The sequence below is a fragment of the Chryseobacterium cucumeris genome (assembly GCF_016775705.1).
Classification (GTDB): domain Bacteria; phylum Bacteroidota; class Bacteroidia; order Flavobacteriales; family Weeksellaceae; genus Chryseobacterium; species Chryseobacterium cupriresistens.
Genome location: NZ_CP068760.1, coordinates 1188772 through 1215539, shown reverse-complemented (window position 1 = coordinate 1215539; position 26768 = coordinate 1188772). Strand labels below are relative to the sequence as shown.

The window sequence follows — 26768 nt, the reverse complement described above, 5'->3', positions numbered from 1 at the left end:
ATGGCCAGAACCATCAATCAAAAAACACTGGTAACACTGAAGGCTGCTTTTGCTGCTTTCGGTGTTTACTTCTGCATGTACGGTTTCAGGAAACCTTTTACCGTAACTTCCTTCGCAGGACTTTCTTATTTTGGGGTAGATTATAAGATTCTGATTATCATTGCACAGGCCGTAGGCTACTTTGTTTCCAAATTCATCGGGATCAAATTTATTTCCGAGCTGAAACCCCAGAAAAGACTTACTTATCTTTTTATTTTTATTACTGTTGCAGAGCTTGCATTGTTAGGATTTGCAGCCGTTCCTGCTCCTTACAATATTCTGTTTATGTTTATCAACGGTATTCCACTGGGAATGATCTGGGGAATTGTTTTCTCGTATATTGAAGGACGGAAAGCCACTGAAATCATCGGATTGTTTTTATGTTCAAGCTTTGTGGTTTCTTCAGGGTTTACAAAATCAGTAGGAAAATTTCTAATGGATACTTTCTCCATTTCAGAATTCTGGATGCCATTTTCAGCAGGACTTGTTTTCATAATTCCATTGGTTCTTTTCGGGCTGCTTCTTGAAAGAATTCCCAAACCTTCAGAAGAAGATATTTTGCTTAAAAACAAGAGACAGCCGTTGAATGGTAAAGAAAGAAAAGCCCTGATCCAACAGTTTTTTGTTCCAATTGTGTGCATCATATTTTTATATATCAGTTTAACCGTTTTAAGGGATTTCAGAGATAATTTTAATCGTGAAATCTGGGACGGACTGAACTTTACTTTTGACAGTTCTATTTTCACTTTAACGGAAATTCCTATCGCCGTAATGGTTCTGGTGATTTTAAGCTTTATGGTAAAAGTAAAGAATAATAAAAAGGCATTTGCCTATTATCATTACATTCTTTTTGCAGGAATTCTTACGGTAGGACTTTCTACGTATCTGTTTCAGCAGGGTTCTCTGTCGCCTTTTTTATGGATGACAATTTCCGGCTTCGGAATGTATATCTGCTATATTCCTTTCAACGGAATTTATTTTGACCGGATGATCGCCGCCTTTGAAATCAAAGGAAATGTAGGTTTTCTGATCTATATTGTAGATTCTTTTGGTTACCTGGGAAGTGTTTTGATTCTTCTGTATAAAAACTTTGGCTCGGCCAAAACTTCGTGGTTACATTTTTATATTAACTTAAATTATATCATCACCATAACGGTTTTCGTTCTTTCCGTGATTGCTCTTCTGGCTTTCAGAAAAAAGTCAAAACCCAAATCTAAATCTAATCAATTCATCAATTTCGATACGTCGAAAATCTTATAAATATTTGCAAAATGACAACAAAATTTGATTTACTCGTTGTAGGAGGCGGAATTTTAGGAACATTCCATGCTTATCATGCGCTGAAGAAAAATCTTAAGGTAGCTTTACTGGAAAGAAATTCTATTCCCCAGGGTGCCACGGTAAGAAATTTCGGACAGGTAGTACCTTCCGGAATGGATCTTAAATGGCAGAATTTCGGAAGGGAAAGTCTTGCCATATACAATGAACTTCATAATCAGGCAGACCTTACCATCAGGCAAAATGGCTCCATCTATATTGCTTCCAATGATGAAGAGCTTCAATTGATTGAAGAGCTATATGAAATCAACAGAAATAATGATTATGAATCTGTTTTATTATCTAAAAACGACTGCATCAAGAAGTTTGATGGTCTTCGTTCAGACTATTGCAAAGGAGGTCTGTTTTTCCCACAGGAACTTTCCGTAGATTCTGCAGATATGATTGTAAAGCTTCACAAGCTGCTTCAGGAAAAAATGGGATTACAGATCTTCTACAATACATCTGTACTGGAAACCCATGAAGATGATCAGAAATGTACAGCGGTAACGGCTGATGGAACGGAATTTAACGCTTCCAAAATCATAATCTGCGGTGGACACGAGTTTAAAACTTTATATACTAAAGTATTCAATGACAGTGATCTGGAAGTGAGTAAGCTGCAGATGCTTCAGACCAAACCACAAGGAATCTATTCACTTCAGGGAAATATCCTTACTGGACTTTCTGTAAGAAGGTATGAATCTTTCAGCGAATGTCCTTCTTTTCAGAAAATCAAGGCTTTAGAAGATCCTAATTCGTTTGAGAAGAAATACGGAGTTCATATTTTATTCAAACAGACTCTGGATGGTTCTGTCATTATAGGAGATTCTCACGAATATGCAGATGCCAAAAATGCAGATGATTTGGGGTATGATCTTAATATGGAGATTGATGAATTCATGATTCATGAGGCTAAGAAAATTATTGATCTTCCTACGTATGAAATTCAGAGAAGATGGTTCGGAATCTATTCTCAGTGCAAAACGAAAGATATTTTTGAGCACAGCCCTTCTGCCAATATTCATATTGTAACAGGGATCGGAGGAAAAGGAATGACGGGAAGCGGTGGCTTTTCCAAATTTAATATTGAAAAAATTTACGCATAACATTTACATGAAAAATATAGAATTACTCGTTCTGGATATGGCCGGAACAACAATTGATGAGGATAATGTAGTTTACAAAACACTTACCAACGCTGTGAATGATTATGGCTATGTGGTAAGCCTGGAAAAAGTATTATCCAGCTGTGCCGGAATGGAAAAACTGGAAGCCATCACAAGTCTTTTAAAAGAAATCAATGGGAACGAAGAAGATGCTTCTGCTATTTTTGAGAATTTTTCTGAACAACTGAAAGAATCTTATCAAAATCTGGATGTAAAACCCATCAACGGAACGGAAGATTTCTTATTGAATATGAAAGCTCAAAACAAGAAAATCGTTTTGAATACAGGCTATACTTCAGAAATAGCCCATCAGCTTTTAGATAAACTCAACTGGAAAGAAAGTATTCATTTTGATGCTTTAATTACCGCTGATGATGTTTCAGAAAGCCGCCCGAGCCCTGAAATGATTCATCTTGCCATGAAGAAATTCAATATCACTGAAGCTCATAAAGTATTAAAAGCAGGGGATTCTGTGATTGATATTGAAGAGGGCAAAAATGCTGGTTGCGGATTAACAGTGGCGGTTCTTTCCGGAGCTCAGACCCAATCAGAACTTGAAAAGGCAGCTCCTGATTATATTCTGAATACGATTTCTGAAGCTGAGGGAATCCTTTAATCCATTTTTTCAGATTATTTTTAAATACTTCTTGACACAAATGTTTTCATGGTTTTTCTATTGGAAATGTTTGTGTTTTTACCACCCCGTCAAATTTCCAATTTGACACCCCTCCGGAGGAGGGGAATGTAGTACGGATCATTAGGTATTTGTTATAACCAATATTTCCAGAAACCTTTTTTGATCTTCTATTCACAAAGCATGTAACTTAAAATAAACAGAGTCATTTTTCTTTTGTGGCTTTTGTGGTTAATATCTAAGCTTTTTTCGGTGATCTTTTTAATTATCAATTAATTAACTTTCAGTTCACGAATGTTTACAAATAGTAAACTAATTTTACAATAATTAAAAATAAATTACTATTTGTAAACTTTCACAATTCTAAAAACCCTTTTCCCCATGAAAACAAAACTATTCTCAATGGCTGTTGTAATGAGCTGTTTCCTTGGAGCTCAGACTAAAAAAGTTCTTTTTATTGGTATTGACGGATGCCGTGCAGATGTCATGATGTCTACACCTACTCCCAACATTCAAAACCTTATCAGCCAATCGATCTATTCTACCGACGGGCTTTGTGCTGCTACAACCTGGAGCGGAAACGGATGGAGCACCATGCTGACCGGCGTATGGCACACCAAACATAATGTTCAGGACAATAATTTCACAAGCCCGAACTATGTCAATTACCCTGATTTTCTGACAAGAGCAGAAAATTACAACCCTGGCTTAAGAACTATCTCTCTGGCTCATTGGTCGCCTATTAACGACAACATCATTCAAACCGCTGATGTAAAAAGTAATTTCGCAACGGATCTTGCAGTGAAAAACGCAGCTGTTACAGCTTTACAGAATGATAATCCGGATATTCTCTTTGTAGATTTTGATGATGTAGACCATGCCGGACATTCTTATGGATTCTCATCTACTGTTTCTCAATATGTCAATTCTATTAAGACTACGGACTCTTATATTGGAGAAATTGTTGCAGCTATGAAAAACAGGCCTTCTTATAACAACGAAGACTGGCTGGTAGTATTGACAACAGATCACGGTGCTATTGAAAGTTCTCATGGAGGAGGAAATCTTTCTGAAAGAAATATTTTTACGGTATATTCCAATCCTGGATTTACTCCTCAGCAGATCAGCAAAACTGTTCTGGAATCCAATAAAACATTCAATCAATTGAATTTCCCGGCAGGAACTTATGCAAAGCCAGCAAGCCAGATTCCTTTTAATTTTGGAGCTAATCAGGATTTTACGATTGAATTTTGGGTGAAACCTAATGCTGCTTACTCCAGTGATCCGGTGATGATCAGTAATAAAAACTGGGCTAATGGGAAAAATAAAGGATTTGTTTTCTCAGGCTATTCAGGACAAACTTTTAAAATGAATATTGGAGATGGAACCAACAGGATTGATCTTGTTGGCGGAAAAGTAGAAACCAATAAATGGAAACATATTGCGGCAAGCTTTGACAGAGATGGTCTTGTAACATTATATGAAGATGGTGTTCCGGTAACTTTTGCTAAAATGAATACCATCGGAAATATTGATTCCGGGCTTCCTTTGAGTTTAAATCAGGATGGAACCAATGCTTACGGAATTAATCTGGCGGCTTCTTATAAAGATGTAAGAATCTGGAAATCTGCTCTTCCCAATGATGTTATCTTGAATTGGGCGAACCAGGATATTACAACTTCACATCCTTATTATTCTCAATTATTAGCCAACTGGAAGTGTAATGGAACTTCAGGAACTACATTGACAGACTCTGGTCCAAACGCCAATCATATGACTGTGACAGGTTCTCCTACTTATAATGCCAATACTGTTAACAATTTTAAAGTGTATGATTACACCTCAACGACAAGAGAAACGGATCATTTCCCTACGGTATTGAACTGGCTTTGTATTCCGGTACAGTCTTCATGGGGAATAGATGGAGTGAATAGAATTCCGGCATGTTCCAAAGAAATATTGGCAGCAAAAGAAACGAAAGCAATCATTGAAGATTTTAAAATTTATCCTAATCCAGTTTCAACATTCCTTGGAATCCAGTATCAATGTGAGGATAAGGAAATTAAAGCAGAAATCATCGACAGTAAAGGATCAAATGTTTTAACAACCCATTTAAAGTCTTCAAGAGGTTTTTACGATGAAAAAATCAATATCGGAAATCCTCCGGCTGGGGTGTATTTCATTAAAATCAATGGAAGTAAAAAGTCATTAACCAAGACATTCATCAAGAAATAAAACAGTAAAGCAATTAGATTTAAATTTTGATATTAGAACAAGGATATTCCTATCCGAGTTCTAATATTTTTTTTCTTATTTATTGAAAATCAGCTCCATCTGCACATCGGCACGGTCATACTCAGCATTGCTGATGGGAGTATGGATAAAGCCCAGCTTTTCATAAAGTGTAATGGCCGGAACCAGTATAGAATTGGTAACCAAAAATACTTTTTCAGCTTTTAATTCCTTTGCTTTTTCCACTAAAGTATTTCCCAAAAGGTAACCTAGTTTTTTCCCTTGCGCTTTGGGACTTACTGCCATTTTTGACAATTCAAAAGTGAGGGGACTGTCTTCTGTTTTTACTAATGCACAGGTTCCTACTGCTTCTCCATCCAGCAAAGCAAAAACAATGTGCCCTCCTTTATGTAAGATATGCTCTTCAGGATTATCCAGCAGTTTATAATCGCCGGCTTCCATGACAAAGTATGTTTTGATCCATTCTTCATTCAAAGCTTTGAAAGCTTCTTTATACTGAGGTTCATAGGCTACGATTTTTACTTCATTATTGTTATCATTCATCGCTATAAGGTTTATTTAATTCTGTTTTTTATCATTTTTCCAAGCTTTTCCAGATCATTTTCCACCCTGTCTGTCCATTCCAGTGCATAGTTCAAACGCATGCAGTTCTGATACTGATTATGCTGTGAAAACATTCTTCCGGGAGCAAAATTGATTTTCTGCTCAAAAGCCACATCGTAGAGATCTTCCGTACAAATTCTTTTATCCAGCTCCAGCCAAAGCATAAAGCCTCCTTTGGGTTCTGAAATTTTTGTATTATCCGGAAAATACTCAGTTACCGCTTTTTGAATCTGAAGGTAATTTGCGTACAGCTTTTTCCTGAACATTCTGAGATGGTGATCATAACGTCCGTGGGCAAGAAAATCCGTAATTACATCAGAAAACAAAGAAGGTCCGCTTACCGTCTGAACCAGTTTCTGACGGATAATTTTTTCTTTAAATTTTCCGGGAGCTACCCACCCAACCCTGAAACCCGGTGCCAATGTTTTGGAAACCGAGCCTACCCACATCACAATTCCTGCTTCATCATAAAATTTACACGGCTTGGGTCTTCCCGCCCCGAAATAAATGTTACCATAGACATCATCCTCCACCAAAGGAACATTATATTCAGTAAGCATCTTTACCAGTTCTTTCTTGTTATCATCAGGCATCTGAAATCCCAACGGATTATTATAATTCACCACAAAACAGCACGCAGAAAGCTTTGGCATTACCTTTTTTAACTCATCCAGATCTACTCCTGTAATTGGATGCGTAGGAATTTCCACAGCCTTAAGTCCTAATAACTGGATGGCCTGAAGAATTCCAAAATACACAGGGCTTTCCACTGCCACCGAATCTCCCGGTTGCGTCACGGCCATTAAACAATTATAAACGGCATTCATCGCTCCGGAAGTGATGACCAGATCATCTTCTGTGATTTTCCCCTCCATAACCATTGACCATTTGGCAATTTCCCGGCGCAGCACTTCGCTTCCCTGCACGGGTTCGTAGTTGGTTCCGCTGTCACTTTTCCTTTTCATCACATCAATCATGCATTTTTTCATCTTAGCTACCGGAAGAAGACTTTTCCCCGGAATTCCAAGAGCAAATTGTGTAACATCTGTTCCTCCGATACTTCCGAACACCTTGTCAATCAAATCCTGAGGGGTATTTTTACCTTCAGAAACCTTCATCTGTGTCACAGAAGGCAGCGCCAGTTTTCGCTGAGAAGTCTGGCTTACATAATATCCATATTTCGGACGTGATTCTACCAGCGAACGGCTTTCGAGTTCCATATACGCCTGTTTTATGGTATTCAGACTTACATTATATAATTTCTGGGCACTTCGCAATGAAGGAAGCCTGTCCCCAAACTGCAGAGTTTCACTTTTAATCTGCTCTGTGACAGAATTGGCTATTTTAAGGTACAGAACATCTTTAGACATAGAATCCGGGTTTTAAGTAAATGTACAATTTTATCCTGTCTTTATTCGGGATTCAGCCAGCTGGTCATACTGTTGATACTGCTTTTTAATTGCTCCGGATCCTTAAAATTGGAGGTATGAGTATTTTTAAAATATCTTTCAGCGCAGGAAAAGAAATTTCTCTTTTCGGTATCTGACATCTTATTTTTATCATAGATTTTAAAAGATATTTCATCCTTTTCATTGATGATAAGACTGGCAAAAGCAACAGTTTCTTTTCCGTTTTTAGCCAAAAGAAAAGGAAGTCCGAAATTCTGATCTGCTATTTTCAGATTCTGTGTTTCCAGAAAGATATTTTTCAGCACCGACATGTCTGATACATAAGCCTCAGCATATTGAAACTGTTTCTGTTGTTGAGTGATTGTTTCCATATTTCTTCTTTAGCTAAACAAAATTATGGAGGATTTAATCGTGGATACAGATACAGAACTATATAATATTATGGGTACAGATTTTTATATAATGTGCTTTATCTTTTTCTGTTAAAAAATTAGCTCCATCAGAAATAGCATCAATGCAAATATATTTAGCAATATTTATTTACATTTTCTATATTTGCAAAAAATATTGGACAGGATGAGCTTATTTGGAATTAATATTAAGAAAATAAGACAGGTGAAAGGATTGAGTCAAAAGGCTTTTGCAGATCTGTTTGCTCTCAACAGAGGCGTAATAAGCTCATATGAGGAAGGACGTGCTGAGCCAAAAATTGAAACCATACTGAAAGTTGCGAATCACTTTAACCTTAGTCTTGACAAATTACTGACTGAGCCAGTACACGCAAACCAGCTGGCAGGTACTCTTGGTGCAAGTCAGCCCTTACTTTTCCCTGCATCAACAGGGGAGACTAATTTGGAAATACAAAAAACACAGTCCGTAAATAATGCCAACTCAGCAATATTGCAAAAAATATTAGCATCTGTTGATCTGGTCTATGAATTTTCTCCTGAAAAAACTTTGCTTCCCCAATATCAATCCGGTGATATTTTATTTCTGAATAAAACAAATCTGGCAGCAGATTCCATTAGCAATCTAGTGGTTCATATCAATGGAAACCTTCAATACGCAACAGATAATCAACTAAAAAACAAAAACGATCAGGAATACTTTAAGATTGTAGGATACTTTTCGACAGGAAACAAGAATATCTTCACTGGTATTTTTGAAAGACTGGAAAGACTGGAAAAGAAAACGGGAAACAGTCAGATCCTCTAAAGGTTACAAACAGAAAAGCCCTCCGTAATCTTTTACAGAGGGCTTTGTACCCCAGACGGGACTTGAACCCGTACGTCCTTGCGGACACAGGATTTTAAGTCCTGCGTGTCTACCAGTTCCACCACCAGGGCATGGTGTGGGCAAAAAAAAAGATTCGAACCAGAGGTTCCAACCTTCTTAACGACTCTAAAGAGCCCTTTTCGAATTGTGCGGATGAAGGGACTCGAACCCCCACGCCTCACGGCACCAGATCCTAAGTCTGGCGTGGCTACCAATTACACCACATCCGCTGATTCGCTGATCTGAATACTCAGATTCAACCTGATTTCTTACAAATATAAGATTTTTATTTAAAGAACACTCTCTATTAAAACAAAAAACCCTCCGTAAGATATTACAGAGGGTCTTGTACCCCAGACGGGACTTGAACCCGTACGTCCTTGCGGACACAGGATTTTAAGTCCTGCGTGTCTACCAGTTCCACCACCAGGGCATGGTGTGGAGCGAAAAACGGGATTCGAACCCGCGACCCCAACCTTGGCAAGGTTGTGCTCTACCAGCTGAGCTATTTTCGCATAGTGCGGATGAAGGGACTCGAACCCCCACGCCTCACGGCACCAGATCCTAAGTCTGGCGTGGCTACCAATTACACCACATCCGCTGGTTTTTTATATTGTAAGTTTTAAAGAGCTTGCTTCGTTTTTGTGAGTGCAAATATAGGACAATTTCCTTTACTACCAAACTTTTCAGGAAAAAAAAATAAAATTTCCACATTTTTTTTTCACAGCTTCTTTTATTACATTTCATTTTCTTACTTTTACATCGTTAATATTTACGATATGGAATTACAAGGAACGGTAAAGAAACTTTTTGATGCTCAAACATTTGCGAGCGGGTTTCAAAAAAGAGAAATGGTTATTTTGACCCAGGAACAGTATCCACAGCCGATAAACATAGAATTTTTATCTGATAAAATCAGTTTATTAGATAACCTTAAAGAAGGAGAAAACGTAAAGGTAGGAATCAACATCAGAGGTAGAGAATGGGTTTCTCCGCAGGGTGAAACTAAATACTTCAACTCTATTACAGGGTGGAGAGTAGAGAAAGTTTTTGATAATGCTTCAGAACCTACTCAGGCAATGCCTCAGCAGTCTGCATCCCCGGTTTCTAATGAGAATCCTTTTGCCGGAGACGACGATGATGATTTACCTTTCTAATTAAAGAATAAAAGATCAATTATAAATCCTGCTTTTTGAAGTGGGATTTTTTTGCTAAAAATGGTCCGATTAGACGAAAACGAGATTTCATTTCCCGACCCGGAGCTGTATGATGGCCATGAGGGAGTGGTTGCTTTTGGTGGCGACCTGTCCGTAGAGCGTATCTGGTTTGCTTATCAGCTCGGTATTTTTCCCTGGTACAACCCCGGAGAGGAAATCCTTTGGTGGTGTCCCGATCCAAGGTTTGTGCTTATTCCTGAAGAATTAAAAGTTTCAAAATCTATGAGAAAGATACTCAACAGAAATGTTTTTACTTTCTCCGAGAATAAGAATTTCAGGGAGGTAATCAGAAATTGCCAGCAGGCTACAAGAAAAGGGCAGTCGGGAACGTGGCTTTCTGATGAACTGATGGAGTCTTTTATCCAGCTTCATCAATACGGTTTGGCCAAAAGTATTGAAGTATGGCAGGATGGAGAACTTGTAGGGGGTTTTTACGGGTTGCAGATTGGAAATGTATTCTGCGGAGAAAGCATGTTTGCCAAGGTAAGTAATGCTTCAAAAGCGGGCTTTATCAACTTTGTGGAAAGCAATAAAAACAGCCTTGAGTTAATTGATTGTCAATCCCATACAGAACACCTGGAAAGCTTGGGGGCAAAAATGATTCCCAAAAAAGAATTTCTAAAAATCTTACACGAAAATAATGAACGCAGATAAAGAAAAGTGGGTTCTTCTGATTGTCCTGAGTATTATCTGGGGATCATCTTTTATTTTGATCAAAAAATCACTGGAACATTTTAATCCGTTTCAGGTAGGTTCTTTACGGGTTCTTATTGCCGGAATTATTTTACTTCCGGTCGCGATTTCCAATTATAAACTTTTTCCCAGAAAACATCTGAAGTGGTTAATTCTGGCTGCTTTTACAGGAAATTTCATTCCTATGTTTTTATTTCCGATTGCAGAAACTGAAGTAAGCAGCAGCATTGCCGGAATTATCAACTCGATGATGCCTATTTTTGTGATTATTGTCGGAGCACTGGTCTGGAAGTTCGAAACCACGAAAAAACAGATTATAGGAACGCTGATAAGCTTCACAGGAGTCTGTATTCTGGCATTTGGAGGTGGTGACAGCGCAGAACTGAAAATGATTCCGATTCTCTTGCTGTTATTGGCAACTTTATGCTATGCACTGAGTACAACCACTGTAAAATCAAAGCTTATGGAAGTCTCTTCTACGGTTTTATCTGCTTTTGTATTCTCTTTTGTTTTATTGCTGCCTTCCATTCTTGCGCTTACAGGGACAGGATTCTTTTCGGAATTCAGTTTTTCGAAAGATAATCTGATGGGGCTTATGTTTGTCAGCCTGTTATCCGTTTTCGGAACAGGTCTGGCGATGATGATGAATTATCGTTTACTTAAAGTTTCCTCCCCTCTTTTTGCATCCACCGTTACTTTAGTGATGCCTATTGTGGCTATTATCTGGGGAATTATAGATGGTGAGAAACTGACATACTTACAATTGACAGGTGCAGGTATTATCATTGGCGGCCTCATCTTTTTAAGAACCAATCCGAAAAAATAAAATCATATTATAAATTAAATTATATTTGGGTGATTTAACTTATAACTATGAAAAAACTTCTATTTTTTTGGTCTGTAGCCTTATCTGCAATATCATGCTCCAGTTCTGATGATACCCCTTTTGATAACAGTGATCCTTCTAATCAAAATGTGATTCTTCCTACGAAGATGACAATGGACGGGATTGTCATGAAAATCAATTACAACGGAACTAAAATCATCAGCATGATTAACAATATTAATCACGGGCAAAGAATTGAGTTCACGTATACCGATGATTATATTACAGGCATTAAACATTACGAAAATAATATTCTTGAAAGCACTGTTGAATATGGATATAATAACGGGCGTATGTCAACAGCGGTTACGAAGGAATATTCTACAACCGGAACCGTACAGAACACTGTTACATTTACTTATACCTATACCAGTACTACAGAAATCAGCGTAAAAAAACAAACGAATTCAGGAGCGGCAGGTTCTTCTATTATCAACAGTGTAATCACGTATAATAATGGAAATATGGTAAGCAATGCAGGCTCAGGAACCGGAATTGTCAATGGAAATACCGTTAACTATACAGAAAAAGAGACTTATACATACACGGATAAAAACTATCCTTTCAAAAATGTAAAAGGTTTTGACAAAATTATCTTTAATGGAAATGAGAGCAGCGATGGCATAAGCATGTTATTCTCAAATATCAAGAACAGCTTAAGTGCTTATAAGGGAGAATTTACCCAAACTACAGCCGGAGGGGGAACAGCAACCGGAACAACTCAGCATAAGTATACAACAACTTTTAATACTGCCGGTTACCCATCTGAAGAAAGCAGGCAATCGCTTGATACAAATGGAAACCCGAACAGCAGTGTCCCGGATAAGTTTTTCTACGAATACAATTATCAATAAAAAAACCTGCATTTCTGCAGGTTTTTCTTTTATTTTAGGTTATTCTAGTTCTTTTTCTTCACTTTACTGGCTTTTACCTTTTTCACCTCATCTTTAATGAAAGGATATTTTTTCTGCATATCCTTTGCTAAAGAAGGATCAAGTTCCAATGCTTTTTGAAGAGATTCAAAACCTTTATCCTGATCTTTCAGATTGTAATAGCAATTGCTCAGCTGATAAAAAAGTTCTGCTCTGTAATGTTTTTTTATGGCTCTGTTCAAGACTGTTACCGCATCTTCATACTCTCCTACTAACATCAAAACTTCTGAATAGGCATACCAGTTGTAAAACCTTGAAGGTTCTGCATCTACCAGTTTTTTAAGACAGGAAAGGCTTTCTTCAAATTTTCCTGAATCGATGAATAAGAACGCTAATCTCTTTTGATAATCAAGATTGTTTTCATTCAGCTGGGTAGCTTCTTTGGCAAAATGCAATGCTTCAGACATTCCGCCCATTTCTTCGTAAAGATAAGACTGTTCCATCATGGCAAGATAAAACTGAGGGTCTTCTCTTAATGATTTCTGGAATGCATTTAAAGCCAAAATAGGCTGTTTTAAGGCCTTATTACATAATCCGATCTTATAAAAAGTAAATGCCTTTGTGTATTCCAGCTCCAGCATTTCTTCATACGTTTCGATCGCCTTCTGGTATTGTCCCAAAGCTTCATAACAAGCTGCTTTATTGGCATATACTCCTACAGAGTTTGAGTTGATTGCCAGTAAATAGTCGTAGCCTCTTATCGCTTCATCATAATTTTTTCTGTTAAAATAGAATTGTCCGTATTCAAACCAGGCGGTTTCAGAATAAGGGAATTCATCTAAATATTCATTAAGAAAGGCAATAGCCTCCTCACTCTTATTCAGGTCACTGAAGCATACCATAGCATTTTCCAGCGAATATTCATCCGTAGGATCTTCCTTCAGTGCTTTCCTGTAATGTTTAAGAGCGTTAAAAGGATCTCCGAGATTCACATATTCGTCCGCAATAAAGTTGTGGAGAAAGTTTTCTTCTTCCTCTAATGTCAAAGCTTTTTTGCAGATTTCAATGGATTTTCTGGGATTTCCTAGGTTCGAATAATACTTGGCGTAACAAACCAAAAAGTCTGTATTCTCCATAGAAGCGCCTTTCAGTTCGTCAATAAGTTCTTTCGCCGTATTATAGTCTTCCCATTCCAGAAGGATTTCAAGTCTTTTGATCTTAATATCCAACGAATTAGGGTGAAGCTTCAGTCCATAATTAACAGCCATGTCAGCGTAATTAAAATCACCAAGCTCCAAATAATAAACAATGATATCTTCCAACTCTTCTGTATCAAAGTAGAATTCGTCATTGTTTTCCATCATTTCCTCGAACTTTTTTACAAGTTCATTTCCAAAATACTCTTCCAATAGTGTCCTCTTTGTCGGCCTGATGTCTGAATTTGCTTACAAACCTCGGCAAACGTTTAATTAATAATATATCTGAAACTGATATTCAAATATTTATGCAAAGTTGCAACTTTTTTTTGAATATTCCATTTCATAAATTTCTATTATAAAAATAGTAAAAAAAGAAAACCGATAAAAGGATTGTGGATAAAAAAACGGAAATTGGGGTTAAATTCTTATGACCAGGCGTTTTCCACTTTGTATCTCAGCATTCCATACAGTTTCGATATTTTTAATATCAACATCCTGTGTTTCCATTTTAATTTTTCCTTCTGTTGCTGCCTGAAACATTTCAGGGATGATTTTTGAGAACAGGAGGTGAGATTCTTCTTTAGTCCAGCTTCCCAATCCTGATCCTGAAATCTGAATATCGGTTCCTCTTAGGATCTGTGAAGACAGCTGAACGATATCACCGCTCATTCCTCCTATTGTTATGAGTTTTGTTTTATGCGAAAAAGTTCCGTCTCCTTTAAGAGCTGATAGTATAACTTCTACAGAATGCCCCCAGATATAGTCTATAATAATATCTATAGGAGTTTCCATATGAATTTCTTTTATTTTCTGCTTACAATCATCATCTTCCAGCCTGAGCGAAATCACCTCATCGGCACCTAATTCAAGCAAAGACTGCAGAGATTCTTCATTTCTACCGGTAACAATAATTTTACCTGCTCCATATATTCTGGCCACCTGAACGGCAATTTTCCCTGTAATTCCAGTTGCTCCGTTAATCAGTACAGTATTTCCCGGTTGCAATCCTGCTTTGAATTTTAAGGCCATTGCGGATCCCATTATTGCATTGGGTAATGCGGCCGCCAAAGAAAAGTCCAGTTTTTCAGGAATGGGAATGATCATTTTTTTATCAGCCACTGCCTTTTCCGCTACGGTTCCTTTTTTGCTGAAAAAATACACTTTATCTCCGTTTTGAAGATATCCTGCTCCATCTGTTCCGATAACTGTCGGCTGGTGTTCCTGGTTTTCAGTTGAATAGTGATTTCCACCTGCTCTGGCCCTGTCGAGGTTTTTAATCGACGCTGCTTTTACAGAAATCAAAATTTCATTGTCCTTTACTTCAGGGGGCGGAAAATCTGCATATTGTGGAATACTTCCTTTTTCAAATACTACTGCTGCTTTCATTCTTTTTAATTTTTACGTAAAATTAGGAGGGAAGAAGGCTGCGAAGCGATAACATTTGTTATGAGTTTTGGATTTTGGGAAAGGAAGCTGGGGGTTTATAAAGACGGTAATAGAGTTAAAACGCTGCGGTCGCTAGGAAACATGATATTGTTATTATTTGTTCGCAAGGGCACTTCGTTCAGCAAAGAATAGCAACCCTTACTGAGTGGAACGCCTTTGCGATCGTATTCAACAATACATATTATTCTTTGCGAACATTGCATTTAAGATGAGTCAGAATTTATGCAGTTTCTTTTTAAACTTCCGGCTTCCGGCTTCCATCTTCCCGCTTATTTCAATCTTTCTTTCAATATTTTACTTTTGATTCTGCTGAGATGTACGGTTGTAATCCCAAGATAGGAAGCTATATAATGCTGCGGAACTCTTTTGATAATTTCCGGTTTTTGCCTGACAAGGTTCAGGTATCGCTGCTGTGGTGAGTCTTTAATGAATGAAAAGAAATGTTTCATATAATCGAATACTCTTTCAAAAAGAGCATCCATAAAGAAATTTCTAAGCTCTGGATTTTCATAAACTTCTTCTAAGAAGGCTTCCACATCAGGTTTGTTGATTCTGTATAAAATACACGGTTCTATGGTCTCAAATGACACCATACTCGGCAGGCCTTTTTTAAAACTTTCAAGGGATGAAAACATGGTACTTTCAAGAAAAAACTGGAAGGTAACATCTTTTCCGTCGTTATTGTACCAGGCTCTTACCATGCCTTTTTCAATATAATAGGCATTGCAGGAAACTTCACCTTCTTTTAAAAGCAAAGTCTTGGCAGGGACTTCCATACGCTGGAAACTGCCCAGGAATTTTCTCCACTTTTCTTTGGGGAAAGGAAATCTGTCTTTGATATGTTCAAACATTTCTGATATAAAAAAGAACGGACAATATGCCCGTTCTTCCTATATTATTAGATTAAACTCTTGATTTTAGCAATGATATCATCTCCCAACTGATCGGCTTCTTCCTGAGATTGAGCTTCAGTATAAATTCTGATGATTGGCTCTGTATTGGATTTTCTAAGGTGAACCCAGTTGTTTTCAAAGTCTATTTTTACACCATCTACTGTAGAAACTTCTTCATTCTTGTATTCCTGCTCCATTTTGCTTAAGATAGCATCTACATCAATCTCCGGTGTCAGCTCTATTTTCTTTTTACCCATGAAATAGCCCGGATATCCTGCTCTCAGTTCAGAGACAGTTTTATTTTCTTTGGCTAGATGCGTTAAGAACAGTGCAACCCCCACTAAAGAATCTCTTCCGTAATGTAAATCAGGGTAGATAATTCCTCCATTTCCTTCTCCTCCAATGACAGCATTTTTCTCTTTCATCAGAGTAACTACATTTACTTCTCCTACAGCGCTCGCAAAGTATTCTGAGTTGTGAGTCTGTGCCACATCTCTCAGAGCACGGCTTGAAGAAAGATTAGAAACAGCTACTCCATTTTTATGTTTCAGTAAGTAATCTGCAACGGCAACCAGGGTGTATTCTTCCCCAAACATTTCTCCTTTTTCATCAATCAGGGCCAATCTGTCTACATCCGGATCTACAACGATTCCCAAATCTGCATTTTCTTTCTTCACCAATTCGCAGATATCTCCCAAATGTTCTTTTAAAGGCTCAGGGTTGTGTGGGAAGTGGCCTGTTGGCTCACAATATAATTTAACGGTTTCACAACCTAATTTATCCAAAAGCATTGGAATAGCAATCCCTCCTGTAGAGTTTACCGCATCCAGAACAACCTTAAAGTTCTTCGCTTTGATGGCATCCACATCTACCATTGGCAAATCCAGGATCTGCTGAATATGGATATCGAAAGCATCGTCTCTTGTTTCATATTTTCCAAGATCATCAACTTCTGCATAGTTGAAGTCTTCACTTTCTGCAAGAGCCAGAACTTCAGCACCGTTTTCACCGCTGATGAATTCTCCTTTTTCGTTTAATAATTTAAGGGCATTCCATTGTTTTGGATTATGAGAAGCGGTAAGGATAATTCCTCCGTCTGCATTCAGCTCAGGCACCATTACTTCAACAGTCGGAGTTGTAGAAAGGCCAAGATCTATCACATTAATCCCCAATCCCTGTAATGTAGCTGTAACTAAGGAAGAAACCATTTGGCCGGAAATTCTGGCATCTCTTCCAATGATAAGAGTAAGATCTTTTTTGTTTTTATTATTTTGAAGCCAGGTTCCGAAAGCGGATGCGAATTTTACAACATCCAGCGGTGTTAAGTTATCATTTACTTTACCACCAATGGTTCCGCGAATTCCGGAAATAGATTTTATTAATGACATGATGTTTTTTTAATTTATTTTGTTTTCTCTAAATTTTCCAACGCAAAGATACTTAAAAGACCCTTCAACTTATAAAACCGGAATCTTTTTTTGGACTTTATCATAGGTATTTTTCACAATTTTCGGTGGCGCAAAACGATACCCTATATATAACAGTCCATAAAGGTTATTATTCTCTACACTCTGGCTGTTTTTCTGATCGTAGGCATAGCTTTTAAAATTTATTTTACCTCCGAACAGAAACCGGTCAGTATTATAACCCACATGAAGACCGCCCTGCATTCTTATAGTTGCATATTGGGCATTTTGTTTTGTTGATCCGTTATCAAGCTCTCTGTAACTGGAGAATTTACCTCCAATCCCAACAGCCAGATGAGGTGAAATATTTACTTTTTTTCCAATAACCCAATTATAGAAATATCCAATATTGCCTCCTATATTATATTGTGTATTCTTGCTTTTAACTCCGTCAATAGTATTTCTGAAAATAGTAAGATCATAATCTATAAACGGTACCCAGCTTCCGCGGCTTTTCTTCTGCCATTCTCCTTGTGTATAGATACTTCTTGCTGAAAAATTTTTATTGAGAACATAGGATGTAGACCCGCCAAAGGTTTGTACCCTTAAATCAGGAAACTGAATGTATGTATCTCTTCCTTCCTGCCATTCCGGAGATAATTCTTTCATGTTTTCCACATAAAAGCCTTTTACATTTTTATAATAAACATTTTGGATAAATCTTCCCGGAAAAAATCTGAAGCTTAAGTCGGAGTAAGAACTTCTCCCTTTCATTTCATCATCATTATTTCCCTCTAAAAATCTGGGAGCAAATGATATTGTCACACTTATTATTCTATAATCAATTGAAAACGATGTTTTCGTTTTATTGTTGATAGACAGGTCCATATTGAACGCATTCTTACCTTCTCCTGATGAGAAAACATAGCTTTCAATATTGGTGTCAAGATTCACACGAATCATTACCTTGTCTGCGTAAGACTTGGTATTTATGGTATCTGTTTGTGCCTTTCCGAAAATGCCCAGTAAAGAAAATACTATTAATGATCCTGCTTTTAAAAAGTTCAACCCGAATAATTTATATTAGAAAAAATGAAATTACTACATTTTTTTCAATATCCGTTGAACCCAATATTAAGAACAGCCGCAATCTTTATCGCAGTGGGTTCTTTTGGAGCTGAATTTCTTTGGAGCGAAATTCTTTTTAAGTACTTTAAATAAAGAATAGCAGGCGAATGCTACAATTAAAAAAATAAGTACGTACTGAATAATTAATGATGAGTCCATTACTTTAAAATCTGATATACTATCATCGACACAAAATATGCCAAACCTGTCATCATGACTACCTGAAAACTGGTCCATTTCCAGCTTTTGGTTTCTCTGTAGACTACTGCAAGTGTAGAAACACACTGCATTGCAAATGCGTAGAAAAGAAGCACCGAAATTCCGGTTGCAAAACTGAAGACTTTTTCTCCGTTGGGTTTTACATCTCTTCTCATTTTATCAATTACTTTCACTTCCGGAGCATCATCTTCCAGGCTATAGAGCGTAGACATTGTTCCCACAAAGACTTCTCTTGCCACGAAACTTGTAAGAATTCCTACACCCATTTTCCAGTCGTAACCAAGAGGAGCAATTACAGGTTCTATTCCTTTACCCATTTTAGCAAGGTAAGAATGATCCAGGTGAACGTCTGTGGCTACAAACTCATTTGTTTTTTGGCTTGGCCCGAAATAGCTTAAAAACCAGATAATGATACTTACGATGAAAATTATTTTTCCGGCTCCCGTAATGAATTCCCATACTTTTCCTAAAACCATTTTAAAATCATATCCGAAAAGCGGCTTTTTATAAGCAGGAAGATCCATTACGAGATATGTTTTTCCTTTGCTTTTAATAAATCTTTTGAGAATTGATGCGGAGAATAAAGCGACCAGGAAGCCAAGAAGATACATCCCCATCAATACCAGTGCCTTATATTTTATTCCTAAAAATGTTCCTTCTGAAATAATCAGTCCGATGATAATACTGTATACCGGAAGTCTCGCAGAACATGTCATGAATGGTGTTACGAGTATGGTCAGCAATCTTTCTTTTACATTTTCAATGTTTCTTGTAGAAATCACCGCAGGAATTGCACAGGCAGTTCCTGATACAAGCGGAACTATACTTTTACCGTTAAGTCCGAAGGGGCGCAGCAGTCTGTCCATCAGGAATACTACTCTTGCCATATATCCTGAATCTTCGAGCAGGTAAAGGAAATACAAAAGAATTCCGATCTGTGGTGCAAAAACCACAATTCCTCCTATACCAGGAACAATTCCATTTGAAATCAATGAATTAATGGGGCCTTCAGGAAGATGTTCGCTGGTAAATGCAGCCAGCCAGGAGAATGCATCTTCAATCCAGCTCATCGGATATTCTGCAAGGAAGAAAACACTTTGGAAAATAATCAGCAGAATTGCTAAAAAGACTACATAACCCCAGAATTTATGAACTAAAACTTTATCCAGTTTTTCGGTTAATAATTCTTTGAACTGAGCCTTTTTAGAGATGACATCAGCCAGAATTTTGTCCACATTCTGATACCTTCTTACGGTTTCCTGAACCTGCAGCCTTTTCGGTACTAAGCTTTTAGAATCCGGTTCATTCAGCTGTTCCATTACTCCGCTGATTCTTCCAAGATCAGTTCCCAATGAAAGGCTCATCCAGGCTTTATATTCATTATCGAAACCTTTATGTGCCGCCAGTTTCTGAATAAAATCTCTGTGTTCATTCGGGGTTTCGAAAGAAACTTGATCTGTTTTTACAAACTCGTTATTATAAACAGCTTCCCTTACTGTATCAATTCCGATCTGTTCTTTGGCATTGGTCTGAATAATTTTTATCCCTAATGCTTCGGAAAATTTTTGAATATCTATAGTGATTCCTCTTCTTTCTGCCTGGTCAATCTGATTGACAATCAATATCATAGGAATTCCAAGATCCTGAATCTGCTGAAACAGAAGCAGTCCTCTTTTTAAACTTAATGCTTCAAGAATATAAACAACTCCTGCATAGTTTTTCTGCTCATCAATAAGATATTTGGAAAAAATAGCCTCATCTTCTGAACTCGGGTATACACTGTAAGAACCTGGAAGGTCAATAACCTCTACTTCTTCGTTTTTGTAAACATAGTTCCCCGAATGACTTGCAACGGTAACGCCGGCGTAGTTACCGGTCTTCTGCTTTTTGTTGCAAAGCGTGTTGAAAACCGTTGACTTTCCTACATTAGGATTCCCGACTAAAAGTATCTGTTTTTTCTTGTTTTCCTGCATTAATTCAATTCTTCAACAATGATGTAATCTCCTTCTTCCTCACGAAGAGCAATCCGGCTTTTTTCTGCTCCAAATTCTACATACATTGGCCCGCTGAACGGAGCCTGATACAAAATTCTGAAAATGGTCTCCGGAAGAAGTCCCATTTCAATAATTTTATTGGGCATTTTAAGATGGTCGTTATCATATCCCAATATCTTCCCCATTTTGTTTTTAGGGAATCCACTTAATTTATGTAATCCTTTCTCTTTCAAAGCCTAATTTTTAGTCCTGCAAATATACGCTATTTAAATTTAATCTAAATAACGTTTTAGCATAAAAGAAATCACCCCAAACACATTGCTGTATCTGGGGTGATTCAAAATATAATTTAGTTGATATGAAGTCTTATTTTTTCTTCTTGTCAGAAGGCTGTTCTTTTTCTATTGGATTATCATTAGATCCGAAGAAATCTTTCACTTGTTTTTCAAGTCTTTTCATAAAGTCACCTACAGTTCCATCTGTTCCTGGCATTGGTCTGCTCATATTCTCTGCAGTCATATATGGACGGGATTCTGCAAAAGGATCTGCTTTGTATCCTTCATAAGATTTAAGAAACTTTTCTTTTGATGTAGGCGTTACTGTATTGCTCATCATTCCCATTTTGGCATTAATCTTATCAGCATAAGATAATTCTTCGTAGTTTTCTATTTTTTTATTGCCGCTTAACTGCCATGAGTAATTTTTATCACCATCTTCAATTTTTACAATCAGCCCTGGAAGTCCTTTAAATTTGTAAGGTCCATCCTGAAAAGGGATATCCGAACTGAACCATGCTGTCCATGTTCTTCCTCCAAATTCAGTAGTTGCTTTCTGAGCATTGTACGCGCCTATTTTTTGTTTATCTGGTAGAATACTCCATTGCAGCTTCGGATCGTCTTCATATGAAAACAGATTTCTGCTGATTCTGTCTACATACTGTACTTTCATGTCAGGATAAGTCTTAATAATTTTATAGGAAAATTTCGGCCACCTAATCAACTTGGTCATATCCTTAAAAGATTTGGTTTTCTCCATTTCTTCTATCTGAACTTTAATGATAGAATCCTGAGCGGGCATTGTATAATCCTGATAGATTGATTTTTTTGGCGTGATATCAAGAATGGTAATGATTTTATCCATTCTTGCTGAATCTTTCTTAGGCTTAAAAGTCAGTTCATAAAAGAAACGGTTGGCTGTTTCTTTCGACTCCTGAGCGCCTGCAAAAGCAAACAGAGTGATCAAAAATATAGAGAATAACTTTTTCATTGTAACAAGTTTATATAATTAGTAATCATATGTCTTCTTTTGTTACAGTTTTTTTCAAATTTTATTTTCCAGTAAAAAATATTCTTCCTTTTCAATCTTTACTACTTAAAAAATTATGATTCTGTTAGAACAGTTTCATTTTTAAAACGCTTACCTTTAAGTTTCTAAAAAACAAAATATTATGGACACTTTATCTCAATTAAAATCCGAACTGGAGGGAGAATTTCAAACCACAAAAAAATTTATTGAACTATTCCCTGAAGGAAAAAATGATTATGCTCCACATGAAAAAAGTATGAAAATGATGCCCCTTGCCACCCATCTTGTAGAAGTTTTTGAATGGCCGAACACAATTTTAAAAACTTCTGAACTGGATTTTGCCAAAGGAGATTATAAACCTACCATTCTTTCTACAAGAGATGAACTGATGAAAAAACTGGAAGATGATTACCAGTCAGCAAAAACAGCATTAGAAAACAGTACAGAAAACGATCTGAATCCCAGCTGGACGATTAAAAATGACGGCCATGAGCTGGCAAGCTGGAGCAAATATGGGGCAATACGCCATGCCTTAAACCAGATTACTCATCACAGGGCTCAACTAGGAGTGTATTACAGGCTGAACAATATTCCTTTGCCGGGAAGCTATGGGCCTTCAGCAGACCAGCAAAGTTTTTAATTAACATCTCAATATATCTCAACAAAAAACCAATCCGCATGGATTGGTTTTTTGTTTTATTTAAAGTTGAATTTTACAGTAAACATCACTTGACTAGGGCGGAGCTGAATTTTCGTGTAAGAAGAACTATTTGTTGTTTGATTGATATTATAGGTTTCAAAGAATTTTCTGTTAGCAATATTCAACCATTTAATTTCAAAATCAATTTTCTTTTTAGACCATGAAAATTGGTAAGAAATATCATAGAACGCATTCTTATATTTATTACTTCCATCACTTGTATTCACCTGATCCCAATTGAATCCAATCGTATGGTCTTCTATAGGATAGAAATAAACTGCCAGATTGTGATTAAATCCTGTATTGACACCGAGCCTGCTCTGATTAGAACTCAAGCCTATATTATCTTGTTTGTTTCTTGATAAATTAAGTGTATAATCTACACTCGCCCAGCTAAAATAGGTATTATTGAACTTAAGTCCATAAGTCTGAGTATTATTTTTGCTCAAATATTGAGTGTCATCCAAGAACGCATCACTTTTTGTCAATGTATTTCCATAGCTCACAGAAGCATTGGTCTTGAATTTTGGGAAGTATTTACCAACCTCAACATTAAATCTATTACTCTTTGAATGATTTTCTCTTTCAATGTATCGGATTAAAGTAGACCCCGTTGCTGCATCCAAAATTGGAGAAGAAAGCAAATTTCTTTTACTATCACTCAATGAATAATTAATATTAAAGAATAGATTGTTTAATGGGTTTCTGTATTCAATTCTAGATCCTGCCATTTTTGACGTTATTTGAGGTATCGGGTTATTAGGATCCATTACATTAAATCCTCTAGGGCTTAATAACATGTAACCTGCATAAGCCGTTTGAATATCTCCAAAATTATTGCTGATGTTTCCATTCAAACTTGCTTTCCAGAATGAAGCAAATGAATACTGAATAAAAGCATTTGGAGTAAACGTTGTCTTATTTAGTGATTTTGAAACTCCTCTTAAATCATCTTCAGCTTTAATGCTATTGAAATTTGCTGGAAAATTTGCAAAAATACTCCAAGCTTCAGATTTATAATTAACACCTAGCGAAGCAGAAGGAACAATTTCTGTAAATTTCAGGTTGTTTTCATAAATACCATCATTGAAATTTGGCGGTACATCATTCGGCACAGAAGGATTTTGAATTGCTTGCCCATCAAAGTTTGTATTTAGCTTATCTGTAGAGAAATCAAATCCCACCTGAGGAGTGAATGTCCATCCTTTTTTAGAAAAACTAATATTTGCTGAATGTGAGGTATCTAAAGTTTTTAATCTGAACTGTTGTAGTGCTAAAGTACCTGGTGCAAAATTTACAATACCATATTTATCTTTTTCGTTGGGATCGTTCGGGTTTACCTTTGGAAGTTTGTATGGCAGTTGTAAATAACTTGCCGGATCTACTTTCAGTGTCTGCTGATCATCCTGATAATTAATATATGATTTGAAATTTACCATCTTTTCTCCCCATGGAATAATTGTACTCAATGAGTTTTGGAAAGATGATGTTGGAGATTCCACTCCTTGATTTCCTGATCTTCCTGCTCTTTCAGCAAATGCTCTGTCTGCATTCCAGAACTGGCTGAAACTTGTGGTATTTTTAAAGAACCCTTTCTTAGCATTTTTGGTAAAGATCAATTCTCCCTTCAGTTTATCTGTATAAAAATTATTTCTGGTACTCATTACCACAGTGGACTGTTGGGGTCTGTCATTAGTTGGAAAATAAGTTGTTTCATTATAATCCTCTCTTTCCACCGCATTATTTGTATAATTTGCATTAACCTTTAACTCCCATTCTTTCTTTTTATCAATATTAGTTAAATAATTTGCAGATAAATAGTGAACATTATTCATCAAATACCTTTTCACCGGTAAATTTGGTGTACTTGCATTCTCTACACTTAGCCAATTATTTTGCGAGATGTTACTTCTTCTTCCTTCCCATGAGCTTCCAAAAGCCAGAATATTCCCTTCATTTTCCACTTGCTCACCCGTGTTATTGGTTTTATAATTGACAACCCATTGGCTTTTCTGCCCGAAAAACATGGGGGTTAATTTTACATTCCAGAGGAAAGGTTCTAAACCAACTCCTACTTCACCTCTCCCGGTCATGGTGACAGAGTTTTTCAGTTTAATATTGATGGCTGCCTGGTCTGAAGGTACTTTATCCTGAAGTATTTTTACCGGCTGGTGGTTCTCCAGAACTTCTACTTTCTGTACCGCATCTTTAGGAAGAGAGTTGTTGATGGTTCCATAACCTCCTTCCATAAGGTCTTTTCCATTGACGTAAAATTTATTGATGGCATTCCCCTGGTAAAGAATTGTTCCGTCCTTGTTTACTTCAATTCCCGGAATCTTCTTCATTACATCCGCAAGGGTTCGGTCATTTTTACTATTGAAAGCCTTAAGATCATAAGAAATGGTGTCACCTCTTGCGGTGATCATTTTGGTTTTCAGCTGTACTTCTTTAATTTCTGTAGCTTCAGACTGCATTTTAAAGTTCAGAGTCTGATCGCTGTTACTGATTTGCTTTGTAAGAGGTTTCTGATTGAACGCTTTCACTTTCAGATCCACATTGGATTCAGCGGAAGTGAAGGTTACTTTATATTCTCCTTTTGAGTTCGTAATAGCGTAAGCAAGAATAGCGTCTTTGCCGGGCTCTTCGATCGTCACACTGGCACTGGGTATCGCGACCCCATCATCATCGGTGATCTTTCCTGAAACCGTTTTCTGCGCAAAAGTAAGCACAGTAAAGAATAGCATCAGAAATAAAGAAATATTTTTTTTCATACTTATTATTTGCTCAATTAGTTAATGGTTATTGTTTTTTGTTACACTTTTTATAAAGATGAGTTTTACGATTAAAGGTTAAATCTTTATCACTACAAACATAGTGATAATTTTTAAACTTTTGTTTTTCTATGAAAAAGAAATATATTAAAAAAGAATCAAAACGATTCGCCCTTTTTTTTATGATATCTATTTCATGATAAGATGATCTTTGGCATATAGATTCTGCAAAAGAAGAGTTAAATTAATTTTTGATTTGTGTAACATAATATGAATAGGTTTTGTCTTAATGAAGGCATAAACAACAATTTTAAAGGGAAGTAAGAAAATTGATATTTTTACTTATTCTAAATAGGAAAATCTGATTTGAATCATAGATTAAAAAAAAATTAAACACTCGTACATATATATATATTTAATAATTTTGTAACATAAAATTTATAAAATGGGAATTATTTTAAAGCCTATAGATGTTGTAGAAGACATTTCTAAAGAAGATTTCTACGAAAAATATCTGAAGCCAAGAAGGCCCGTTGTCATCAGAAATATGGCAAAAAAGTGGCCTGCTTATCAAAAATGGACGATGGAATATATGAAGGAAGTTGTAGGAGATGTGGAGGTTCCGCTATACGACAGCTCAAAGGCAGATCCTTCGGCTCCCATCAATGCATCAGCAGCAAAAATGAAGTTTGGAGATTATATAGATCTTATCCAGCGAGAGCCAACCGATCTTAGAATTTTTCTCTTCGACCCTATAAAATATGCCCCGAAATTACTGGAAGATTATATTTCTCCCAAAGACCTGATGGGAGGATTCCTGGATAAATATCCGAATATGTTCTTTGGTGGAAAAGGATCAGTGACGTTCCTTCACTTTGACATTGATATGGCTCATATTTTCCATACTCACTTCAACGGAAGAAAACATATTCTTCTTTTTGATTACAAATGGAAAGAAAGGCTGTATCAGATTCCGTATGCAACCTATGCCCTGGAAGATTATGATATTGAAAATCCTGACTTCACCAAGTTCCCTGCACTGGATGGTGTGGAAGGAATTGAGTGTTTCCTTGAACATGGAGATACATTGTTCATGCCTACCGGATGGTGGCATTGGATGAAATATCTGGACGGAAGTTTCTCAATTTCTTTAAGAGCCTGGGACAAATCATGGGCTGTAAAAGCACATTCCCTATGGAATCTTACCGTACAGCGTAAATTTGACGATATCATGAAGTCTAATTTCAAAAAGAAATACATGGACTGGAAGGAGAAAATGGCGATCAAAAGAGCAGAAATAGCTTTGAAAAGAGGCTTACCAAGATAATTAAAAAACAGGC

The 26768-nt window shown here is 36.8% G+C and carries 23 protein-coding genes and 5 tRNA genes; 11 read left to right on the top strand and 17 right to left on the bottom strand.

The features are described from left to right. From JNG87_RS05485 to JNG87_RS05470, 4 genes are all read left to right on the top strand, one after another. Nucleotides 1-1299, top strand: a complete 1299-nt coding sequence (locus JNG87_RS05485) for a DUF5690 family protein (protein WP_202842272.1) — start codon at nt 1-3, stop codon at nt 1297-1299. A gap of 11 nt (nt 1300-1310) precedes the next feature. Beyond that, entirely contained in the window at nt 1311-2465 is a 1155-nt protein-coding gene (locus JNG87_RS05480) for a TIGR03364 family FAD-dependent oxidoreductase (RefSeq protein ID WP_202842270.1), read from the top strand. Between the two features lie 7 nt (nt 2466-2472). Continuing rightward, nucleotides 2473-3141 (top strand): HAD-IA family hydrolase, encoded by a 669-nt coding sequence (locus JNG87_RS05475; protein ID WP_202842268.1) that lies wholly within the window; start codon nt 2473-2475, stop codon nt 3139-3141. A gap of 399 nt (nt 3142-3540) precedes the next feature. Further along, entirely contained in the window at nt 3541-5394 is a 1854-nt protein-coding gene (locus JNG87_RS05470) for an alkaline phosphatase family protein (protein WP_202842266.1), read from the top strand. 75 nt (nt 5395-5469) lie between these two features. On the opposite strand, the gene JNG87_RS05465 is transcribed toward JNG87_RS05470, so the two are convergent. From JNG87_RS05465 to JNG87_RS05455, 3 genes are read right to left on the bottom strand one after another with little or no spacing between them, the layout of a single operon-like run. Continuing rightward, complete coding sequence (locus JNG87_RS05465) at nt 5470-5955, bottom strand: GNAT family N-acetyltransferase (protein WP_202842257.1); 486 nt, start codon at nt 5953-5955, stop codon at nt 5470-5472. Nucleotides 5956-5966: 11 nt separating this feature from the next. Beyond that, nucleotides 5967-7385 (bottom strand): PLP-dependent aminotransferase family protein, encoded by a 1419-nt coding sequence (locus JNG87_RS05460; protein WP_202842254.1) that lies wholly within the window; start codon nt 7383-7385, stop codon nt 5967-5969. Between the two features lie 41 nt (nt 7386-7426). After that, nucleotides 7427-7795: a hypothetical protein gene (locus tag JNG87_RS05455; RefSeq protein WP_202842252.1), complete on the bottom strand. Its 369-nt coding sequence runs from the start codon at nt 7793-7795 to the stop codon at nt 7427-7429. A 205-nt stretch (nt 7796-8000) separates the two neighbouring features. On the opposite strand from JNG87_RS05455, the gene JNG87_RS05450 reads away from it, so the two are divergent. Continuing rightward, complete coding sequence (locus tag JNG87_RS05450; RefSeq protein ID WP_202842250.1) at nt 8001-8639, top strand: helix-turn-helix domain-containing protein; 639 nt, start codon at nt 8001-8003, stop codon at nt 8637-8639. 47 nt (nt 8640-8686) lie between these two features. On the opposite strand, the gene JNG87_RS05445 is transcribed toward JNG87_RS05450, so the two are convergent. The 5 genes from JNG87_RS05445 to JNG87_RS05425 all read right to left on the bottom strand — a co-directional run bounded on the left by JNG87_RS05445 (nt 8687) and on the right by JNG87_RS05425 (nt 9300). After that, nucleotides 8687-8770: transfer RNA gene (locus tag JNG87_RS05445), tRNA-Leu, on the bottom strand. A 77-nt stretch (nt 8771-8847) separates the two neighbouring features. Continuing rightward, a tRNA-Leu gene (locus tag JNG87_RS05440) sits at nt 8848-8929 on the bottom strand. 119 nt (nt 8930-9048) lie between these two features. Continuing rightward, nucleotides 9049-9132 (bottom strand) — tRNA-Leu (locus JNG87_RS05435). A 6-nt stretch (nt 9133-9138) separates the two neighbouring features. Next, a tRNA-Gly gene (locus JNG87_RS05430) sits at nt 9139-9214 on the bottom strand. Nucleotides 9215-9218: 4 nt separating this feature from the next. Then, nucleotides 9219-9300, bottom strand: a tRNA-Leu gene (locus JNG87_RS05425). Between the two features lie 178 nt (nt 9301-9478). Between JNG87_RS05425 and JNG87_RS05420 the strand changes: the two genes are divergently transcribed. Genes JNG87_RS05420 through JNG87_RS05405 form a run of 4 tightly spaced genes read left to right on the top strand, consistent with a single transcriptional unit; the run spans nt 9479 to nt 12349 of the window. Further along, complete coding sequence (locus JNG87_RS05420; RefSeq protein ID WP_041461994.1) at nt 9479-9856, top strand: DUF3127 domain-containing protein; 378 nt, start codon at nt 9479-9481, stop codon at nt 9854-9856. 60 nt (nt 9857-9916) lie between these two features. Next, nucleotides 9917-10570: a leucyl/phenylalanyl-tRNA--protein transferase gene (gene aat, locus JNG87_RS05415; RefSeq protein ID WP_202842248.1), complete on the top strand. Its 654-nt coding sequence runs from the start codon at nt 9917-9919 to the stop codon at nt 10568-10570. Then, nucleotides 10557-11435 (top strand): DMT family transporter, encoded by an 879-nt coding sequence (locus tag JNG87_RS05410; protein WP_202842246.1) that lies wholly within the window; start codon nt 10557-10559, stop codon nt 11433-11435. The genes aat and JNG87_RS05410 overlap by 14 nt, the downstream gene beginning before the upstream one ends. 47 nt (nt 11436-11482) lie before the next feature. Then, entirely contained in the window at nt 11483-12349 is an 867-nt protein-coding gene (locus JNG87_RS05405; protein WP_202842244.1) for a hypothetical protein, read from the top strand. A 44-nt stretch (nt 12350-12393) separates the two neighbouring features. On the opposite strand, the gene JNG87_RS05400 is transcribed toward JNG87_RS05405, so the two are convergent. The 8 genes from JNG87_RS05400 to JNG87_RS05365 form a co-directional block, all read right to left on the bottom strand. Further along, the gene (locus JNG87_RS05400) at nt 12394-13776 is read right to left on the bottom strand and encodes a tetratricopeptide repeat protein (protein ID WP_137904583.1); all 1383 of its coding nucleotides are present in this window, start codon (nt 13774-13776) and stop codon (nt 12394-12396) included. A gap of 207 nt (nt 13777-13983) precedes the next feature. Then, nucleotides 13984-14952 (bottom strand): zinc-binding alcohol dehydrogenase family protein, encoded by a 969-nt coding sequence (locus tag JNG87_RS05395; RefSeq protein WP_202842242.1) that lies wholly within the window; start codon nt 14950-14952, stop codon nt 13984-13986. A gap of 329 nt (nt 14953-15281) precedes the next feature. Continuing rightward, nucleotides 15282-15863 (bottom strand): Crp/Fnr family transcriptional regulator, encoded by a 582-nt coding sequence (locus tag JNG87_RS05390; RefSeq protein ID WP_202842240.1) that lies wholly within the window; start codon nt 15861-15863, stop codon nt 15282-15284. 47 nt (nt 15864-15910) lie between these two features. Continuing rightward, complete coding sequence (gene glmM, locus JNG87_RS05385; protein WP_110008918.1) at nt 15911-17293, bottom strand: phosphoglucosamine mutase; 1383 nt, start codon at nt 17291-17293, stop codon at nt 15911-15913. Nucleotides 17294-17362: 69 nt separating this feature from the next. Next, nucleotides 17363-18379, bottom strand: a complete 1017-nt coding sequence (locus JNG87_RS05380; protein WP_202842238.1) for a DUF4421 family protein — start codon at nt 18377-18379, stop codon at nt 17363-17365. A 218-nt stretch (nt 18380-18597) separates the two neighbouring features. Beyond that, nucleotides 18598-20631, bottom strand: coding sequence for a ferrous iron transport protein B (feoB, locus tag JNG87_RS05375; RefSeq protein WP_202842236.1), 2034 nt, complete (start codon nt 20629-20631; stop codon nt 18598-18600). Next, nucleotides 20631-20885 carry a ferrous iron transport protein A gene (locus tag JNG87_RS05370; protein ID WP_082798751.1) on the bottom strand — a complete coding sequence of 85 codons (255 nt, stop codon included), beginning with the start codon at nt 20883-20885 and terminating at the stop codon, nt 20631-20633. The genes feoB and JNG87_RS05370 overlap by 1 nt, the downstream gene beginning before the upstream one ends. 133 nt (nt 20886-21018) lie before the next feature. After that, a complete protein-coding gene (locus JNG87_RS05365) occupies nt 21019-21918 on the bottom strand; it encodes a GLPGLI family protein (protein ID WP_202842234.1) in 900 nt (299 codons plus the stop codon). Between the two features lie 181 nt (nt 21919-22099). On the opposite strand from JNG87_RS05365, the gene JNG87_RS05360 reads away from it, so the two are divergent. After that, complete coding sequence (locus JNG87_RS05360) at nt 22100-22597, top strand: DinB family protein (protein ID WP_062672748.1); 498 nt, start codon at nt 22100-22102, stop codon at nt 22595-22597. Nucleotides 22598-22653: 56 nt separating this feature from the next. Here JNG87_RS05360 and JNG87_RS05355 read toward each other — a convergent pair whose 3' ends face one another. Then, the gene (locus JNG87_RS05355; RefSeq protein ID WP_202842232.1) at nt 22654-25428 is read right to left on the bottom strand and encodes a carboxypeptidase-like regulatory domain-containing protein; all 2775 of its coding nucleotides are present in this window, start codon (nt 25426-25428) and stop codon (nt 22654-22656) included. A gap of 445 nt (nt 25429-25873) precedes the next feature. Here JNG87_RS05355 and JNG87_RS05350 point away from each other — a divergent pair, with 445 nt between their 5' ends. Continuing rightward, entirely contained in the window at nt 25874-26755 is an 882-nt protein-coding gene (locus tag JNG87_RS05350) for a cupin-like domain-containing protein (RefSeq protein ID WP_110008924.1), read from the top strand. Nucleotides 26756-26768: the final 13 nt, after the last annotated feature.